We start from the raw sequence: 17,765 nt of genomic DNA, 5'->3' as shown, positions 1-17,765 counted from the left end.
TGAACAAAGGTACACGCCATGATCGACATTCTCACTCTCTCGACAGATCCCGCCAGGCTTGCGCAGATCATGAATCTGGTCGGCGAATGCGGCAACTACCGGACGACGCGCGTGTGCGGCGACGCCTCGGTGTTGCTTGAGCGCGGCGACAGCCTGGATTTGTTCGATATGCTAATCGTCGATGCGGGTTCGATCGACGCCGGTTCGCTCGATGCCACGGGGCGCCTGTGCCGCGAGCACAAGCACCTGACCTGCATCCTGGTCGCACCTGACGCATCTCAGCACACCTTGATCGCAGCGATGCGCGCGGGATTTCGCGACGTGCTGAGCTGGCCGCTCGAACGCCACTCGCTGGAAGAGGCGTTGCTGCGCGCGCAAACGCAGCACAGCCAGCGCAATGCGCGCGAGACCCAGGTGGTCTCGTTCGTATCGTGCAAGGGCGGCGTGGGCACGAGCTTTATCGCGAGCAACGTCGCGCATGCGCTGTCGAATCAGCGCGGCAAGCGCGTGCTGCTGGTCGACCTGTGCCAGCTGTTCGGCGATGCCGCGTTTCTCGTCACCGACGAAACGCCTCCGTCCACGCTGCCGCAAATGTGCGCCGAAGTCGAACGCATGGACGGCGCGTTTTTTGGCGCCTGCGTCGTGCATGTGAGCGACAGCTTCGACATTCTCGCGGGCGCGGGCGATCCGGTGAAAGCGGCGGATATCCAGGCCGAGCGGCTCGAATGGATCCTTGGCCTTGCCGTGCCGCGCTACGACTTCGTGATCGTCGATGTCGGCCAGACCCTCAACCCGCTGTCGATCCTCGCACTCGATCGCAGCACGCAGATCCAGCTTGTGTTGCAGGCCACGATGCCGGGCGTGCGCGCCGCGCGCAGGCTGCAGGAGATCCTGGTCTCGCTCGGCTACGCGCCCACCCAGATGCGCCTGCTGCTGAACCGCTATACGCGCCACGACGAGCGCACGCGCGCCGCGCTCGAACAGGTGCTGGGCATGCGGCCGAATCACGTGATTCCGGATGACCCACGCGCCGTGCTGGCGGCAGTGAATCAGGGCATGCCGATCGCCAGGGCCGGTAATGGCCATGTCGCGCGCGCCGTGCAGGAAATCGCAGCGCAGATCGCGGGCAATGCCGACGCTCCGCGGCGCGAGCAAACCCGATCCAGGTCGCTATTCGCGCGTTTGCGCGGTGATGTCGTTCAGGCAGGAGCCCACCATGTCGCTTCGTGACCATCTGCATGCCCAGCGCGCGCCGCAAGCCGAGCGCGCCGGATCGTCGAACGAATCGTCGAGCGGATCGGCCAGCCTGCTGCGCGCCGCCTATCAGAAGCTCAAGCGCGACATTCATCAGGCCGTGCTCGATCGCGTCGAACTGGAGCGTCTCTCGCGGCTGCCTGCCGAACAGGTGCGCCAGGAAATCGCCGCGCTCATCGCGCGTATCCTGGAGGATCTAAAGGTGCCGGCTAACGATCTTGAGCGGCGCCAACTGGTCACCGACGTCTACGACGAAATGTTCGGCTTTGGCCCGCTCGAAGTGTTGCTGCGCGATCCGACGATTTCGGACATTCTCGTCAACACGGGCAGCCAGGTTTATATCGAACGTAGAGGGCGGCTCGAATTGAGCGACGTGACTTTCTACGACGATGCGCACCTGATGAAGGTGATCGAAAAAATCGTCTCGCGCGTCGGCCGTCGTATCGACGAATCGAGCCCGATGGTCGATGCGCGCTTGCCCGACGGCTCGCGCCTGAATGCCATCATTCCGCCGGCGGCCGTCGATGGCCCGTTGATTTCGATCCGGCGTTTTGGGGGCAAGCCGTTGCAGGTGTCCGACATGATCGCCCTGCAGACGCTCACGCCGCCGATGGCGGAAGTGCTCGACGCGCTCTCGCGCGCGAAGATCAACATCCTGGTTTCGGGCGGCACGGGCAGCGGCAAGACGACCTTGCTGAACCTGCTCTCGGGTTCCATTCCCGCCGACGAACGGATCGTCACCATCGAAGACGCTGCGGAACTGCAATTGCGTCAGCCGCATGTGCTTCGACTCGAAACGCGTCCCGAGAATATCGAAGGGCGCGGCGAGATCACCCAGCGCACGCTTGTGAAAAACGCGCTGCGTATGCGGCCCGATCGCATCATCCTGGGCGAAGTGCGCGGCGCCGAAGCGCTCGACATGCTCAATGCGATGAACACGGGCCACGAAGGATCGCTCGCCACCATTCACGCGAATACGCCGCGCGACGCACTCACTCGCCTCGAAAACATGATCGGCATGGGGGGGCTTGCGCTGCCGCCCAAGACGATGCGCCAGCAGATCGCCTCGGCGATTACGGTGGTGGTGCAGGTCGCGCGCCTGACCGACGGACGGCGCAAGATCGTCAGCATTTCGGAGCTGACCGGCATGGAAGGCGACATGATCAATATGCAGGAGATCTTTACGTTCAAGCGCAGCGGCGTCGGTGCGAACGGCAATGTGCGCGGCGCGTTTCATGCCACGGGCGTGCGCCCGCGATTTAGCGAGCGGTTGGAGGGATTCGGCATCCATCTGCCGGATACGACTTACGATCCGGCACGGCGCTTCGAAGCTGCGTGAACGTCATGGGCGTTTTCGACCGCGTGTATCCAATATCGCTTTGTGACCGGAGACCAGCATGAGTCCGATCTTCTATGCGACCGCCATCCTGCTGTTCGTCGCCGTGGTATTGGCGATGGAGGGCGCGTATATCTGGTGGAACAGCAACCACGGCCCCGTCGCGCGTCGCGTCGAGTCGCGCATTCGCACGATTTCGGCGGGCGGTCACGTCAGCAGCGAGCGACTGTCGATCCTGAAGCAGCGTTTGCTCAGCGACGCGACACCACTCGAACGTGCATTGATGATGCTGCCGCGCGTGCAGGGTATCGACCGCTTCCTGCAGCAGGCCGGCATGCGGTGGTCGGTGGCGCGCCTGCTCATGACCTGTGCCGTCGTCCCGCCGTTCACGTTCGCGTTTGCGATGCTTTCGCCTGCACCGTTGCCGGTGGTTGCGCTGTTTTCGCTGCTTTCCGGGGCGTTGCCGCTGCTTTACGTGCGCCGCAAGCGCGCGAAGCGACTGCGTAGTCTCGAACGCCAGTTGCCCGAAGCGTGTGACATGCTCGCGCGTTCGCTGCGCTCGGGGCACGCCTTCAGCGTCGCGATCGATATGGTCGGCACCGAGTTTGCCGAACCGATGGGCGGCGAATTTCGCGCCACCTTCGACGAGATCAACTACGGCGTCTCGCTGAACGAGGCGCTGGCGAACCTCGCCACGCGCGTGCCGATTCGCGATCTGCGCTATTTCGTGATCGCCGTGCTGATCCAGCGCGAGACCGGCGGCAATCTCGCGGAAGTGCTCGACGGCATCACCGTGCTGATCCGCGAGCGTTTCAAGCTGTTCGACAAGGTGCGGGTGCTTTCCGCCGAAGGCCGTCTCTCCGCGTGGATACTCGGCCTGATGCCGTTCCTCGTCGGCACGGCGATGATGTTCCTGAATCCCGACTTCATGCAGGTGCTCTGGCAGGATCCGGTGGGCCTGAAGATGATCGGCATGGCGCTCTCGGGCATCGTCGTGGGCGTGATATGGATGTCGCGCGTCGTGGCGTTGCGCGTGTGAAGGCATGGCGAACCGGATGAAACGGAAGAACCGGACAGGCAGGGAGACAACATGCAAGCCTTGAATATGACCCAGATTGCGATGATTACCGGCGTGTTCGCCGTGGTCTTTCTCGTCGTGCTGGCGTCGATGCAGATGTTTTCGTCGAAACACGGACGCCGCCGCATCGAACAGTTTGGTTCGCCGCTGAATCCGTCCGCTGAGAACGCTCAGGCCGCAGGCGAGGAAGGGAACAAGTGGCTTGAAACGATTGCCGAAATCTCGCAGCCCATCTCGAAGCTGGCGCTCCCGAAGGAGGGTTGGGAGGGCTCGGTCGTGCGCCTGAAACTCGTCAATGCGGGCTGGCGCACGCCGCATGCCGTGGCGATTTTCTTCGCCGCCAAGACCGCGCTCGCGCTCCTGTTTCCGCTGCCCGCGCTCGTGTGGCTCATCGGCACCAGGATCGAGACCAGCACCACGGTCTTCTGGATGATTCTCGTTGCGCTCGCATCGTTCGGCTTCTATTTGCCGAACCTCGTATTGGCGCGACGCGTCGCAACCCGGCAACGTACGATTTTCGAGGATTTTCCAGACGCGCTCGACCTGCTGACGGTCTGCGTCGAAGCCGGTCTTGGGCTCGACGCCGCGCTGATGAGAGTCGCGAAGGAGATCCAGCTAGGCAGTCCGCTGGTCGCGAGCGAACTCGAACTGATGCTGCTGGAGTTGCGTTCGGGATTCGCTAAGGCCACGGCGTTGCGCAATTTTTCGCTTCGCACGGGCGTCGAGGATATCGAAGCATTCAGCACCCTGCTGATCCAGGCAGACCGGTTCGGCACGGGCATTGGCGCGTCGCTGCGCGTGCTCTCCGATACGCTGCGCACGCGCCGGCGCATGCGGGCCGAGGAGCAGGCCGCGAAGATCTCGCTGAAACTGATGATGCCGCTGCTGTTCTGCGTCTTCCCGGCGCTGATGGTGGTGCTCGCGGGGCCGGCGTGCATCAACATTTATCGCTCGTTGCTGCCGAGCGTGGGCGCAGGCGGTTGACACCGGGGAGCACGAAATGAATGCGAAACGTCAACGAGGAACGGCAATCGTGGAATTTGCCCTGGGGTTGCCCGTGCTGCTATTCATGATGTTTTCCATCGTCCAGGTGGGCTGGTGGATGAGCAACTACGTCGTACTGAATAGTGCGGCTTCGGCGGGGGCGCGGCTGTTGGCGTCGGAGCGGGGCTTTGCGACGCCCTATACGGATACCTCGGGCGCGGTACAGTCCGCGACGGGCAGCCTGTCCGGCGCGCAGAGCGTGACCATCGCCGTCGTGTCGTCGGGCGCGACGACGACCTGTAGCGGGAAAACGGGGGACGCCACCTGCGCGACGGCGCTGGGCACGCTCAGCCAGCCGCCGGCGGCGGGAACGTTGGCGAGCGTATCGATCAGCTATCAATTCGCGGCACCGTTCCGCGGCTCGCTTTTGGGTCTTGGCTCGCTCATGCCGTCGACCATGAGCGCGAACGCATCGGTGGCCGTGCAATGAACCACCGGGCCAGTTACAAGCGGGGGAGTGTCATGCAACGCAAACGCGAAAAAGGCATCGTGGCTGTCGAACTGGCCCTTGCCGCCCCGGTGCTGATCACCATTGCGCTTGGCATCGCCCAGTTAGGCTGGTTGCTTGGGTATTCCGTGATGGTGGCCAGCGCGGCGTCGGCGGCTGCACAGAATTTCGCGTTCCAGCGCGGCGCGGCCACGCCCTACAGTTCGACACAGACGCAGATGACGTCGTCATCGTCGTGGCTCAAGTCGCAGAACCTCACGCTCACGACGTCCGTCAACGGCACGCAGTGCAACAGCGATACGTCATGCGCGACGGCGTTGACCAACGGGACAGGGCAGGCAGCCGCGGTCACGGTCGCATACGCATTCACGCCGCTGTTGCGCGGCGCGATATTCGGCATTGCGGCCATGCCGTCCACGCTGACGACGACCGCTGTCGCGCGCGTGCAGTGAACCATAAGTAATCCATGTCGGGGGACATCATGAGCAGATATTCAGGTCGCCGTTCGCGACGCGCCAGGCAGCGCGGCGCCGTATCAGTGATGGTTGCGCTGTCATTGATCGTGTTGCTGGGCTTTGCCGCGCTATCGATCGACATTGGTTACATCGCATTCAGTCAGCGCCGCTTGCAGGCGGGCACCGACGCCGCTGCCATGGCGGGAGCGATGGATCTGTGGAAGAGCGCATCGGCGACGGCATTCGCGGACGCGAAGGCCTACGCGGCCGGGCAGGGCATCAATACGCTGCCCAACGGCGTGACGGTCACGAGCACGACGGTTCAGGGCCTTGCGCTGAGCACAGCCAGCGTACCGCTGCCGGCATCGCAGGCGGTATCGACCTATAACGGCATCCAGGTCACGCAGCAGGCGAGCGTTCCGCTGTTCTTCGCGCGCATCTTCGGCATCAATGCAAAGACGATTTCCGCGACGTCGAAAGCGGGCGCGGGCTTTGGTGCCACGCCGTACAACGTCATGATCGTGCTGGACACGACACGGTCGATGGCGACGACGACCGACAGCAACTGCAAGAATTCGAGCGGCGTGGCGCTCACCCGCCTCGCCTGCGCCGAGGCAGGCGCATTGCAGCTGCTGACCGGACTGTCGCTTGCGGGAGACAACGTCGGCTTGATGGTGTTTCCGCCGATCAGTCCTTCGTCGTCCGGCTATAGCTTTTCATGCTCGTCGACTGAACCGGGCGTGGTCTCCACCGGCCAGAACGGCTATTCGGCCGTGGGCGCTTCCGGATCGAATGCCACCTATCAGATTTCGCCACTGGGTGGCGGCTATCTCAGTGGCGGAGTGTTGAGCACGAGTTCGGGTGTCGTACAGGCATTGGGCGGAGCGAGCAGCAAGTGCGGCGGCATCAGCGCGCCGGGTGGCCTGGGCACCTTCTACGCGCAGGCGATCGCCTCGGCCAACGCGGCGCTCACGAGTTTTTCGCAGAGCCAGAATCCGGCGGGCAAGAACGCGATCGTGCTGCTGAGCGACGGCATCGCGACGGCCAGCACGACGCAACTTGGCAACGTCTTCGGCCAATCGGGCGGATCGAAGTACGTGTATGGCAGCGAATGCCAGGCCGCGATCAATACGGCGGCGACGGCCAAAAGCAGCGGCACGACCATCTACACCGTGGCCTACCTGGGCGGCGAAGGCGCAAGCGCGCCGTCATGCGCCGACGGCGCCGACACGCTGACGGCCTGTGGCACCATGCAGTCGATAGCGAGCAACCAGGCCGATTTCTATTCGGATACCTGCACGAACGCGAGCAGTACGCAAAGCCTGAACCAGATTTTCGCCGGCATCGCGTACAGCTTGACGAAGGCGCGCCTCATTCCGCCGAGCGCCACGTGATGGCCTGGGCGTCCGGCAGGAACGAAGCGCGACTCGTGGATCAGGTGCCCGATTTAAGTTGCGCCCACAAGCGATTTTGCAGGCGCATGATGGCAGGCGGTTGCGGACGCATGACCGTCATCTTGTCGAGCACCTCGTCGGCGGGAAAGGTGACCGGGTCTTTCGCGATCGACGCCTGCACGAGCGGCATCGACGCACGGTTCGCGGTTGGATAGAACACTTCGTTGGTAATGGCCGCGCTCGTCTTCGGGTCTTCGATGTAATTGATCCATTTGAGCGCGGCTTCCGGATGCGGCGCGTCTTTTGGAATGGCCATCATGTCGAACCACACGAGACCGCCTTCCTGTGGGTTCACGAACCCGATCTGGTAGCTGCGTTTCGCTTCCAGGGCACGGCGTCGCGCAATGCCCGCGTCGCCCGAGTATGCGACCGCCACGCACATGTCGTTGTTCGCGAGATCGTTGATGTAACCCGACGAATTGAACTGCGTGATATAGGGCCGCACTTTCTTCAGGACGTCGTAGGCGGCCATATAGTCGGCGGGATTCGTGCTGTTGGGATTGCGGTGCAGGTATTGCAGCACGGCGGGAAATACATCGGACGCCGAATCGAGAAACGACACGCCGCAACTCTTGAGCTTCGCGAGATTGTCCGGGTCGAACACCAGCGCCCACGAATCGGGCGGCAGCGCGCCGCCAAGCGCCTTCTTGACCTCCTGCGTGTTATAGGCAATGCCGTCCGTGCCCCATGCCCATGGCACACCGTATTGATTGCCGGGGTCGGCGTCGCTCACCAGTTTCATGAGGTGAGGATCGAGGTTCGCGAGATTCGGCAACTGCGACTTGTCGAGCTTGCGATAGACGCCCGCTTCGATCTGCCGCGCCATATACGCCGAGGACGGCACGACCACGTCGTAACCGGAACTGCCCGAAAGCAGCTTGGCCTGCAAGGTGTCGTCGCTATCGTAGCTGTCGTAGCGCACCTTGATGCCGGTCTGCTTCTCGAACGTGGGGATGGTGTCGTGGGCAATGTAATCCGACCAGTTATAGACGTTGAGCTGGTCGTCTTGTGCAAAAGCGGTCTGCGCCATGATGGCTGAAACGACTGAAAAGGCCGCGACGTGGTGAATGCTCTGGCGAAGTTTCATCCTGCTTCCTGTGGAGTTTGAGCGGGGACGGCATGTGCGTTCCCGCGCCCGGCGTCTGTTGCAACAGACGAGGCGTACCGGTTCGCCGCTGTCGTCGTGTTGCGCGCGAAAGCATGCGGGCGCAACGGACGAGAGCGGGCCGCCGCGTACCGGTTAAAGGCCGGCGATACGCAGCACGTTGTGAATCGGAAGGGGAAGAAGCAGGCTAGGGCTTGGGCAGCAAGGAGGCGATTTCATCCTTGCGAACGCCGATGAAATCGCACGACATGGCCGAGTTGTGGCGGCGCACGGAGCGAATCGAGAGGACGGTATCGATCGAGAAATAACAGCAGGGCCTGGCAGAAGTGCACGAGGCCGAAGAAATGGCGCTGCGCATGGCGAGAAACCCGCCATGTCCTCGATCGTACTGTATCAAGGGGCCACGAAATTTCATGATCTGGGGCGACTGATTGTGGAATGCCGACTGGGTCGCGCTGCGCAACACTCCGATAAAGACAGCGCTTTTATAGCGGCGATTTCATGGTACCTGCGCCAATATCCGTGTCAATGGGGATCCACAGCAGGGATCCACAGCAGGGATTCACCGCAGCGGAAGCCAAACGTCACGACGTCTCGCTTCGATGCCTGCGCCACGTTTCGCTAGGCAGCTCGCCAAATTGCTCGCGATATTCGCAGGCGAAGTTGCCGAAATGCCAGAAGCCCCAGCGCGTCGCGACCTCGGTGACGGAAGCGGCGTGCACGAGATCCTTGCGCACGCCCGCGAGCCGCACCGCGCGCATATACGCCAGAGGGCTGATGCCGGTGGTCTCCTCGAAAGCGTATTGCAAGGTGCGGCGACTTGCGTGCATACGCACACATAGCTCGGCGACGGACAGCGGGCAATCGGGCGAGCCTTCGACGATATCGCGCACGCTGCGCACCAATTGCCAGTTGCGCGCGATGCGTGCCTCGCCGCGCTCGTGCTGCGCGCCATGCGGGAATTGTTCGAGCGCCTCGCCCAGCCCATACACGATGGACTTCTCGAAGGACGCGACGCTATCGCGGTTCGCGAGCACGCGCGGCGCGCCCGCTACGCTGTCGAGCAAGACTCTCAGCACCTCCCGAAAGGGTTCCAGCCGCGTCGGGTCGATGTTCACGACGCCCGATTTCGCACCGATGCGCGCGATGATCGATTCGAGCTGGGCGCGCGCCGTCGCGTCCGCCACGGCGGCAGGCTCGATTTCCAGGTTGACGAAGACGTGCTGATCGGGCGAGAGAAATTCGAATCCGTCCTTGCCGGAGAAAACGTGCAAGGCCTCAAGATGGCTCGCCTGGCCCGAGAGCAGCGAGTGCCCCTCAAGATGAAACGGAATGCCCACGGCGAACTTGCGCGTGTCGACGTGGCCGCGCTGATGGACGGTGCGATTGAGCTTCTCGACCAGCACTTTCACGGCGCCCGCCATGAACGACGTCACCGAGCCGTCAAAGGGGCCACGCGAAAGCTGGCAATAGCTCTGGTTCCATGTGTCGAGCAGCGCCGCCTGTTCGTCGACGCTGCGGCAGCTTCGAAACTGTATGGCCTCGTCTGGCCAGTGGCGCGCTTCCATTGAGTCTCCGTGGACAACCGCGATCGGGCAGTGCGCCTCTCGTTCGTGCATCGCAACAAGACGGCTGTCGATCTGCGCGATTCCTGATTTTTACGGCAATTTTATTTTTTTGCCAAATTTGGATAGTTGCCCTTTTTTGGCGCACCTAACTTGTGCATACCGTGAACGCGTAGAGGAGCCAGGCATGACGGAAAGGGCAAGAAAGCTGGAAGGCAAGGTCGCGATCGTATCGGGCGGCGCAACGGGCGCGGGCGGCGCGGCGTCGCTCCTGTTCGCGCGCGAAGGCGCGCAGGTCGCCGTTGTCGACATCAACCGCGGTGCGGGCGAGGAAGTCGTCGCGCGCATCCGCGCCGAAGGCGGCGTGGCGGAACTGTTCGTCGCGGACGTCGCGCAGCGCTCGGCCGTGGAGGATGCGGTGGCGGGTGTCGTCGAGCGCTTTGGCCGTATCGACACCTTGTTCAATCACGCGGGCAGCATCGTCGTGAAGCCGTTCCTGGAGACCAGCGACGAGGAGTACGACTGGCTCATGAACGTCAACGTAAAGAGCATGTTCATGATGACGCGCGCGGTCTTGCCCCATATGCTCGCGGCGGGACAGGGCTCGATCGTGTGCACGGCGTCGATTTCCTCGGTGGCCGCCACGCCGCTGGAAGTGCTCTATTGCACGACCAAGGGCGCGTGCGCGATGTTCGCGCGCGCCATTGCCGTGGAGTATCGCGACCGCGGCATACGCTGCAACGCCGTGTGCCCGGGCTTCATCAACACGCCGCACGGGCAGCGCGAAATCAGTGCGCTTGCGAAGTACGGCTTCGACGCCAGCGAAGCCGCGCTGTCGCTTCAGCAAGGGCGCCTGTGCAAACCGGAAGAGGTCGCCCAGGCAGCCCTGTTCCTCGCCAGCGACGACGCAAGCTTCATCAACGGAGCCCATCTATTTGTCGACAACTGCTTTACGGCTGCGTGATACGGAATCCTGAACAAGGATGACGAGTTCGACGCTTCAACCACCTCGCTTGAAGGAACGTCATATGGACGCGAATACACTCGAACCAGCGGCCGAACAGGCCGGCCATGCCGATCATGATGTCTCGTTGCTGCACAAGATGGGCTACGCGCAGGAGCTTTCGCGCCGCATGGGCGCATTCTCCAATTTCGCGGTTTCGTTCTCGCTGATCTGCATCCTGTCCGGCGGCATTACGTCGTTCCAGATGGGTTTTTCGGCGGCAGGCGGTGCATCGATCGGGCTGGGATGGCCGCTCGGTTCGCTGTTCGCGCTGGTGGTCGCGGCGGCGATGGCGCAGATTGCCTCGTCCTATCCGACCGCGGGCGGTCTCTATCACTGGGGCTCGATTCTGGGCGGCAAGACGTGGGGCTGGCTCACCGCATGGCTGAACCTGCTGGGCCTGGTGTTCGTCGTCGCGGCGATCAATTACGGCACCTACGATCCGTTCTTTCGCACGCTGATTGCGCCGATGTTCGGCGTCAAGCCCGAGTCGCTCGGCTGGTGGGATCAGACGATCTTTCTCACGCTGATTACCGCGTCGCAGGCCTTCCTGAACCATCGCGGCATTCGCATCACGAGCAAGATCACGGATCTGTCCGGCTACCTGATTTTCGTCGTGACGGTCGTGCTGGTGGTGTCCTTGCTCGCCTATTCGCCGGTGAAGATCGATCTTTCGCGTCTTTATACGTTCACTAACTTCACCGGCACCGACGGCGGCGCGTGGCCCAAGCAGACGATGGCGATGGCGTTCCTCTCCGGCCTGCTGTTGACCGCTTATACGATCACCGGCTTCGATGCCTCGGCGCACACCTCGGAAGAAACGCATCAGGCTGCGCGCAACGTGCCGCGCGGCATTGTCGGTTCGGTGTTCTGGTCGACGACGTTTGGTTACGTCATGGTGTGTGCGTTCGTGCTGGTGATGCCGGATCTGGGCGCTGCGGTCAAGCAGGGCACGGGCTTTTTCGAAGCGATCCTCGCGCCGATTCCGACGCCGCTGCGCATCGCCATCGAATTGCTGATGTTCTTTATCAACTACGCATGCGGACTGGCGGCGGTCACTTCCACCTCGCGCATGATGTTTGCATTCGCACGTGACGGCGGCCTGCCGGGATCGAAGTGGCTTCGCAAGGTCAATCCGGCGCATCGCACGCCGGGCGCGGCGATCTGGACGTCGGCGGTGCTCGCCATTGCCGCGACGCTTTACGGCGACGCCTTCACCGTGCTCAGCGCGGGCAGTGCAGTGTTCCTGTTCGTCTCGTACGCGATGCCGATCGCCGCGGGCATTCGCGCGGAAGGTCGCACGTGGACGGAGAAAGGGCCGTTCCAGCTGGGCAAGCTGTCGAAGCCGTTTGCGATTGCCGCCGTGGTCGGCGCGTTGATTCTCGCTTATGTCGGCATTCAGCCGCCGAACGAAAAAGTGCTGTACCTGATTGGCGGCCTGCTGGTCGTGCTGCTTGCGATCTGGTACGTGGGTGGAGTGCGCAATCGCTTTGCGGGCCCGCCGATCGCTCAATCGTCGCGCGAACGCGAGCAGCAGTTGAGCCTTGCCGAACGCGAAATCGGCGTGGAATCAGGCAATTAAAAAGAGGGCGATAAAACTGGCGATGGCGCTGCGTTGTTGATGTTAATTGTCGTTCAACGATGCAGCGCCAGCCTGGAAATGTAGACGCATGGTGGCCGTAAGCCAAATGCTTGCATGTCCTTACCACTGGTTACATATATAACAAGTTCGCCCTCATTTTCCCCCGCCGCCTGAAATATGATGGGCCGATTGTCGACGAGAGACGAGAATGGGCCCGAACAGTCATCAGCAACCACTACTCAAACGCCTGGGATTTCGCGGGATGCTCGCCCTCCAGCAGGGAGCGCCGCGCGAAGCTTCGGCGTATCCGGATTCAGCAGAATCCGGGGTGGTGCGTCACGCTGCGAATGCGCAGGGCCGCGATTTCGTGGTCGGCGACATTCATGGCTGCATGACGGCATTCGACCGGCTGCTGGTTGAAGTCGGCTTCGATCCGCAGCGCGATCGCCTGTTTTCGGTCGGCGACCTGGTCGATCGCGGCGAGCAGAGCGAACGCGCGCTGGACTTGCTGGAGCACGACTGGTTTTATCCGGTGCTGGGCAATCACGAAGAAGCGTTGTGCGCCGTCGTCGATGGGCGCTTGCCGCGTCATCGCTGGTACGAACTGGGCGGCGACTGGGCGCGATCGGTTTCCGATGCAAAACTCGCGGATTATGCGGCGAAGCTCACTGCGTTGCCGCTCGTGCGCATCGTGGGCGAAGGCGACACGCGCTTCAACGTCCTGCACGCCGAATTTCGCGGCAACGACGAACAACTGGCCGCAGGTCACTTTGAGGCCGCCGTGCGTCGGCGCATGCTGTGGGGACGCGACCTGGCGTTTAGCGTGTCGCCTTCGCAGCAAGACCTGTCGATTACCTACTGCGGGCACACGACGATGCGCGAAGTTCGCCAGATCGGCGCGCATATGTACATCGACACGGGCGCGTGCAGCCTCGGCGGCAAGCTCACGCTGGTCGAGCCGGCCACCGGGCGGCTTTGGTCGAGCGTCACGCATAGTGCGTGACGGCGCGGCGCTTTCCTCGCTTCCTTTCTTCCTTCTAGATCGTTCCAAACAACGCGCGCGGCCGGTCGCGCAACGTGCGCGCGAGCACCTGCAACGCGCGCGCAAGCTGCTCGCGCGATGACGCGCAGGCGAGGTTGATGCGCACGCCGTGCTCGGTGGTCGAGCGATCCACCGCAAACGCCGAAGCCGGCATCGTATTCACGCCGCGCGCAAGCGCGTTCGCGGCGAAGTCATCGGAGCGCCACGGCTCCGGCACACGCAGCCACACAAACATGCAGGCGGGATCGCTCTTGAGCAGGTCTGGCGGCAGCAGCTCGCGCGCGAGGGCCTGGCGCGCCTGCAATTCCTCGCGCTGCGCCTCCAGGATCGTCTGCGCCGTGCCGTCCTCGATCCAGCGCGTGACGATCAGCGTGGAAAGCGGCGCGGGCATCCATGCCGTCGTGCGCACGGCTTCCGCCGCGAGCGCCGCGCCATGCGGCGGCGTGAGCAGATAGCCGATACGCAGGCCGGGCGCGAGAATTTTCGACGTCGAGGCAATGTGGAACGTCAGCTCCGGACACAGGCTCGCGATGGTCGGCAGACGCTTGCGCAACAGCGGCCCGTACACGTCGTCTTCGATGATCGCGATGTGATGGCGGCGCGCAATGTCCACCAGCGCGGCGCGCCGCTCAAGACTCATTGTGACCACGCTCGGGTTCTGCAAATTCGGCACCGTGAAAATCGCTTTCACACGCATGCGGCGGCACGCGTCCTCCAGGTGATCGGGCAGCAGGCCATCGTCATCGCTGGGAATGCCGACCAGTTCGAACTGGAACACCGGCGCGAGCGCCTTGAGACCGTAATAGGTGAGTTGATCCGAGAGAATTACACCCTCGTGGCCCATCAGGCTGCTTAGCACTGCATAGAGCCCATGCTGCGCGCCGCTCGTCACGACGAGGTTGTCCGGCGCGGGCGCGAAGCCCGGCGCGGCGATCCATTGCGCACCCGCCGCGCGCGCCCAGTCGGGGCCTTGCGGCGGCTGATATTCCTGGGTTTGCGCAAAGCGCGGATCGCGCGCGATGTTCGCCATCGTGCGCGCGAGTTGCGTGAGGAATTCGCCGGTAGCGGGGCGGTTCACCGTGAGATCGATCACGCCGCTGGCCTGCGGCTCGTCGGCGGCGCTGCGCTGGGCGGGCGCCTGGATCGCGGGCATGGCGCCGCCGGTCACGATCGAGCCGCGCTTCGTGCTCGCGACGATCAGCCCGCGCGCCTGCAACTCCTTGTAGGCGCGCGAGACCGTCGAGACATTGATGCCCAGCTCGGTCGCCAGGTCGCGCTGCGGCGGCAGACGGCTGCCCGGCGGGTAGCGGCCGTTGCGCACCTGCTCCTCCAGCTTGCGCGAGACCTCTAGATAGGTGGCTTGCCGACCTTTTGTCTGGAGTTGCTCATCGCTTTTTGTCTGGTTATCTTCGCGCTTCATTCAGTTAATAACTCCATACAAAAAATCGGCCATTCGTCGGTCATGCATCTCTTCGTCTGGCCGCTCACTCCTTCTCTGCCTCATGTGTAACTCGATATCCTGCTGTTTGGCAAGGATTTTTATGAGACTTTCCGGATGGCGAGTGCCGCTCGCCAGGGCAAATCCTGGTGTCCACACAAAGACATTTTATTTGCACACAAAAATTTATTGTGTGAGTATGAAGCCACGGTTTTGTTCGGTCGGCATGCCGGCGCAACACGCACTGTACCTGAGGAGTTGTCCGTGGCAAATCACCCATCCCATCCCCCTTCCGCCCATCTTGGCAATGCGCTGCGCAAGCGGCACGTCACCATGATTTCGCTGGGCGGCATCATCGGCGCGGGCTTGTTCGTCGGCAGCAGCGCGACCATCAGCGCAATGGGCCCGGCCGCGTGCCTGAGCTACCTGCTGGCCGGCATCGTCGTGCTGTTCGTCATGCGCATGCTGGGCGAAATGGCGCTGTCGCATCCGGGCGTCGGCTCGTTCACGGAATTCACGCGCCTGGGTCTGGGTAACTGGGCCGGTTTCACGAACGGCTGGCTGTACTGGTACTTCTGGGTGATCGTCGTGGCGGTCGAGGCCGTCGCGGGCGCGGCCATCCTGCAACGCTGGATTCCGGCGCCCGTGTGGCTGATCGGCCTCGTACTGCTGTCGATCATGACGGCCATCAATCTGCTGTCCGTGAAGTCCTACGGCGAGTTCGAGTACTGGTTCGCGTCGATCAAGGTCGCGGCCATCATCGTGTTTATCGTGGTGGGCGTGAGCTGGTTAGGCGGCTTTGGCGGCTGGCACCACGCCGCCGCGAATCTCGTGGGCGACCGCGGCTTCATGCCGTTCGGCGCGATGTCGATTTTCGCGGGCGTGCCCACCGTGATCTTTGCCGTGGGCGGCGCGGAAATCGCGACCATCGCCGCAGCCGAATCCGACGATCCCGGCCGCAACGTCGCGTCGATGACGCGTTCGGTGATCCTGCGCGTGATTACGTTCTATGTCGGATCGATGTTCGTGATCGCCTGCATCGTGCCGTGGGCGCATATCAAGGTCGGTTATTCGCCGTTCGTCGCGGCGCTCGAAACCATGCACATTCCCGGCGCCGCCGACATGATGAACGCGGTCGTGCTCGTGGCCGTGCTGTCGGCGCTCAATTCGGGGCTGTACGTGTCGTCGCGCATCATGTTCCGCCTTGCCGAGCGCGGCGACGCGCCGCGCAGCCTGCTCACGCTGTCGCCTGGCCGCGTGCCGCGTCTTGCCGTGCTGGCGAGCAGCGTGGTGGGCTATGTCGCGATCGTGGCGGCCATCGCGTCGCCGCAGGGAGTGTTCCTCTATCTCGTGAACGCGTCCGGCGCGATCATGCTGTTCGTCTATCTGTCGATTGCGCTGGCGCAGATCGTGTTGCGCCGCCGCCTGGAGGCGCAAGCGCCCGAGCGTCTCACGCTGCGCATGTGGTGCTTTCCGTGGCTGTCGTGGGTGGTCGTCGCGGCGATTGCGGGTGTGCTGATCGCAATGGGCTTCGACCGGTCGCTCGCGAGCCAGTTGCTCGCCAGCCTGGGCAGCCTCGCCGTGGTGTCGATGGCGTACTGGATCGCGCGCAGTCGCAAGCAGCGCGCACCTGAAACCGTGGACAACGCGCGCGGCATGCAGCGCGGCCCATTCGGCGAACCCGCTGCAAACTGGAAAAAATAATGGCTGAAGTCGCTGTCATCGGTGCGGGATTTGTCGGGCTGTCGTGCGCGTACTGGCTCATGCGCGACGGCCACGAGGTCACGCTGCACGATCCGCTGGGGCCGGGCGAGGGCGCCTCGTACGGCAACGCGGGCACGTTCGCGAACTACGCGTGCATCCCGGTGAACAATCCGGATGTGTTCCGCCAGTTGCCGCACTTCCTCTTTTCGTCGACGAGCCCGCTGCGCATCCGCTGGGGTTATGTGCCGACGCTTGCGCCCTGGCTTGCGCGCTTCCTGCTGAGCGCGACGCAACGGCGCTACGAGGCCAGCGCCCAGGCGCTGGCGGCCTTGCTTTCGCGCGCCTTCGACGGCTATCGCGAGATGCTGGACGATGCGGCGATGCATGCCTTCGTGCGTGAGCGCGAATGCCTCTATCTGTATTCGAGCGCCGCGTCGTTCGAGGCAGCCAAAGCGTCGCTCGCGCTGCGCGCCTCGCTTGGCGTGCGTTTCCAGACGCTCGAAGGCGATGCGATCCGCGCGCTCGAACCCGCGCTCGCGCCGATCTTCGCGCGCGGCACGCTGTTCGACGGCAGCTGGTATCTGAGCGATCCGCGCGGCTTCCTGCAAGCGTTGCACGCGTCGCTCGTGCGTCGTGGCCTCACGCATGTGCCGGCGGCCATCAAGCGGCTCGAAACCGGGCGCAACGGCGTGCGCCTCGTGGACAAAGCGGGCGGCGCAACCGATGCGCAATTCGCGGTTGTCTGCGCGGGCGCGCATTCGGGATCGCTTGCGCGCCAATGCGGCGACGCGGTGCCGCTCGATACCGAACGCGGCTATCACGTGCGCTTTCCCGACACGTCGAACCTGATTTCACGCCCCTGCGGCTGGGCCGAACGCGGCTTCTACATGACGCCGATGACGGGCGGCATACGCGCGGCGGGCACGGTCGAACTGGGCGGCTTCGACGCGCCCAGGAACCACGGCCTGCTCGACCTGATCACACGCTCGGCGCGCGAGGCGCTGCCCGCACTGCCGCAGCCGGACAGCGACTGGCTCGGCTTTCGCCCGAGCCTGCCTGACGGCCTGCCGGTGATCGGCACGTCGCGCAACTCGCCGCATGTGCTCTACGCATTCGGCCATCAGCATTTGGGTGTGACGCTGGGCGGCGTCACCGGCAGCGTGGTCGCCGACCTCGTGGCGGGCCGCACCGCGCCGCTCGATCTTTCGCCTTATAACCCGCGCCGCTTTTGACGGCGCGTTCAACCACCGCTGTAGT

15 protein-coding genes are annotated in these 17,765 nt (G+C 63.5%); 12 read left to right on the top strand and 3 right to left on the bottom strand.

Annotated features, from left to right (window positions below; genetic code table 11):
- Positions 1-18 precede the first annotated feature (18 nt).
- The 7 genes from BBA01S_RS41595 to BBA01S_RS17575 are packed head-to-tail and all read left to right on the top strand — an operon-like array spanning position 19 to position 7,009.
- Positions 19-1,230, top strand: coding sequence for an AAA family ATPase (locus BBA01S_RS41595; protein WP_042297456.1), 1,212 nt, complete (start codon positions 19-21; stop codon positions 1,228-1,230).
- Positions 1,217-2,593, top strand: a complete 1,377-nt coding sequence (locus tag BBA01S_RS17600) for a CpaF family protein (RefSeq protein WP_027817614.1) — start codon at positions 1,217-1,219, stop codon at positions 2,591-2,593. The genes BBA01S_RS41595 and BBA01S_RS17600 overlap by 14 nt, the downstream gene beginning before the upstream one ends.
- Positions 2,594-2,651: 58 nt before the next feature.
- Positions 2,652-3,629, top strand: a complete 978-nt coding sequence (locus tag BBA01S_RS17595; protein ID WP_027817613.1) for a type II secretion system F family protein — start codon at positions 2,652-2,654, stop codon at positions 3,627-3,629.
- 51 nt (positions 3,630-3,680) lie between these two features.
- Positions 3,681-4,652 carry a type II secretion system F family protein gene (locus BBA01S_RS17590; RefSeq protein ID WP_027817612.1) on the top strand — a complete coding sequence of 324 codons (972 nt, stop codon included), beginning with the start codon at positions 3,681-3,683 and terminating at the stop codon, positions 4,650-4,652.
- 49 nt (positions 4,653-4,701) lie between these two features.
- Positions 4,702-5,142, top strand: a complete 441-nt coding sequence (locus BBA01S_RS17585) for a TadE/TadG family type IV pilus assembly protein (protein ID WP_042297455.1) — start codon at positions 4,702-4,704, stop codon at positions 5,140-5,142.
- A gap of 32 nt (positions 5,143-5,174) precedes the next feature.
- Positions 5,175-5,612 (top strand): TadE family protein, encoded by a 438-nt coding sequence (locus tag BBA01S_RS17580; RefSeq protein WP_027817610.1) that lies wholly within the window; start codon positions 5,175-5,177, stop codon positions 5,610-5,612.
- A gap of 29 nt (positions 5,613-5,641) precedes the next feature.
- Positions 5,642-7,009 carry a vWA domain-containing protein gene (locus tag BBA01S_RS17575; protein ID WP_167336021.1) on the top strand — a complete coding sequence of 456 codons (1,368 nt, stop codon included), beginning with the start codon at positions 5,642-5,644 and terminating at the stop codon, positions 7,007-7,009.
- 40 nt (positions 7,010-7,049) lie between these two features.
- Here the strand turns inward: BBA01S_RS17575 and BBA01S_RS17570 are convergent, their stop codons facing one another.
- Both BBA01S_RS17570 and BBA01S_RS48455 read right to left on the bottom strand, forming a co-directional pair.
- Entirely contained in the window at positions 7,050-8,156 is a 1,107-nt protein-coding gene (locus tag BBA01S_RS17570; protein ID WP_027817608.1) for a polyamine ABC transporter substrate-binding protein, read from the bottom strand.
- Between the two features lie 602 nt (positions 8,157-8,758).
- Complete coding sequence (locus tag BBA01S_RS48455) at positions 8,759-9,742, bottom strand: helix-turn-helix domain-containing protein (protein ID WP_042297454.1); 984 nt, start codon at positions 9,740-9,742, stop codon at positions 8,759-8,761.
- Positions 9,743-9,926: 184 nt separating this feature from the next.
- Between BBA01S_RS48455 and BBA01S_RS17555 the strand changes: the two genes are divergently transcribed.
- The 3 genes from BBA01S_RS17555 to BBA01S_RS17545 all read left to right on the top strand — a co-directional run bounded on the left by BBA01S_RS17555 (position 9,927) and on the right by BBA01S_RS17545 (position 13,327).
- The gene (locus tag BBA01S_RS17555) at positions 9,927-10,703 is read left to right on the top strand and encodes an SDR family NAD(P)-dependent oxidoreductase (protein ID WP_027817605.1); all 777 of its coding nucleotides are present in this window, start codon (positions 9,927-9,929) and stop codon (positions 10,701-10,703) included.
- Between the two features lie 64 nt (positions 10,704-10,767).
- Positions 10,768-12,324 carry an amino acid permease gene (locus BBA01S_RS41590; RefSeq protein WP_042297453.1) on the top strand — a complete coding sequence of 519 codons (1,557 nt, stop codon included), beginning with the start codon at positions 10,768-10,770 and terminating at the stop codon, positions 12,322-12,324.
- Positions 12,325-12,586: 262 nt separating this feature from the next.
- Positions 12,587-13,327 (top strand): metallophosphoesterase, encoded by a 741-nt coding sequence (locus BBA01S_RS17545; RefSeq protein ID WP_042297452.1) that lies wholly within the window; start codon positions 12,587-12,589, stop codon positions 13,325-13,327.
- Positions 13,328-13,361: 34 nt separating this feature from the next.
- Here BBA01S_RS17545 and BBA01S_RS17540 read toward each other — a convergent pair whose 3' ends face one another.
- Positions 13,362-14,786: an aminotransferase-like domain-containing protein gene (locus BBA01S_RS17540; protein ID WP_027817603.1), complete on the bottom strand. Its 1,425-nt coding sequence runs from the start codon at positions 14,784-14,786 to the stop codon at positions 13,362-13,364.
- A gap of 231 nt (positions 14,787-15,017) precedes the next feature.
- Here BBA01S_RS17540 and BBA01S_RS41585 point away from each other — a divergent pair, with 231 nt between their 5' ends.
- Both BBA01S_RS41585 and BBA01S_RS17530 read left to right on the top strand, forming a co-directional pair.
- The gene (locus tag BBA01S_RS41585; RefSeq protein ID WP_407668321.1) at positions 15,018-16,508 is read left to right on the top strand and encodes an amino acid permease; all 1,491 of its coding nucleotides are present in this window, start codon (positions 15,018-15,020) and stop codon (positions 16,506-16,508) included.
- Positions 16,508-17,740: an NAD(P)/FAD-dependent oxidoreductase gene (locus tag BBA01S_RS17530; RefSeq protein WP_027817602.1), complete on the top strand. Its 1,233-nt coding sequence runs from the start codon at positions 16,508-16,510 to the stop codon at positions 17,738-17,740. The genes BBA01S_RS41585 and BBA01S_RS17530 overlap by 1 nt, the downstream gene beginning before the upstream one ends.
- Positions 17,741-17,765: the final 25 nt, after the last annotated feature.

The organism is Paraburkholderia bannensis NBRC 103871, assembly GCF_000685015.1.
GTDB lineage: Bacteria > Pseudomonadota > Gammaproteobacteria > Burkholderiales > Burkholderiaceae > Paraburkholderia > Paraburkholderia bannensis.
Note: the sequence above shows the minus strand (reverse complement) of the source record. Positions and strands in the feature narration are given on the sequence as shown.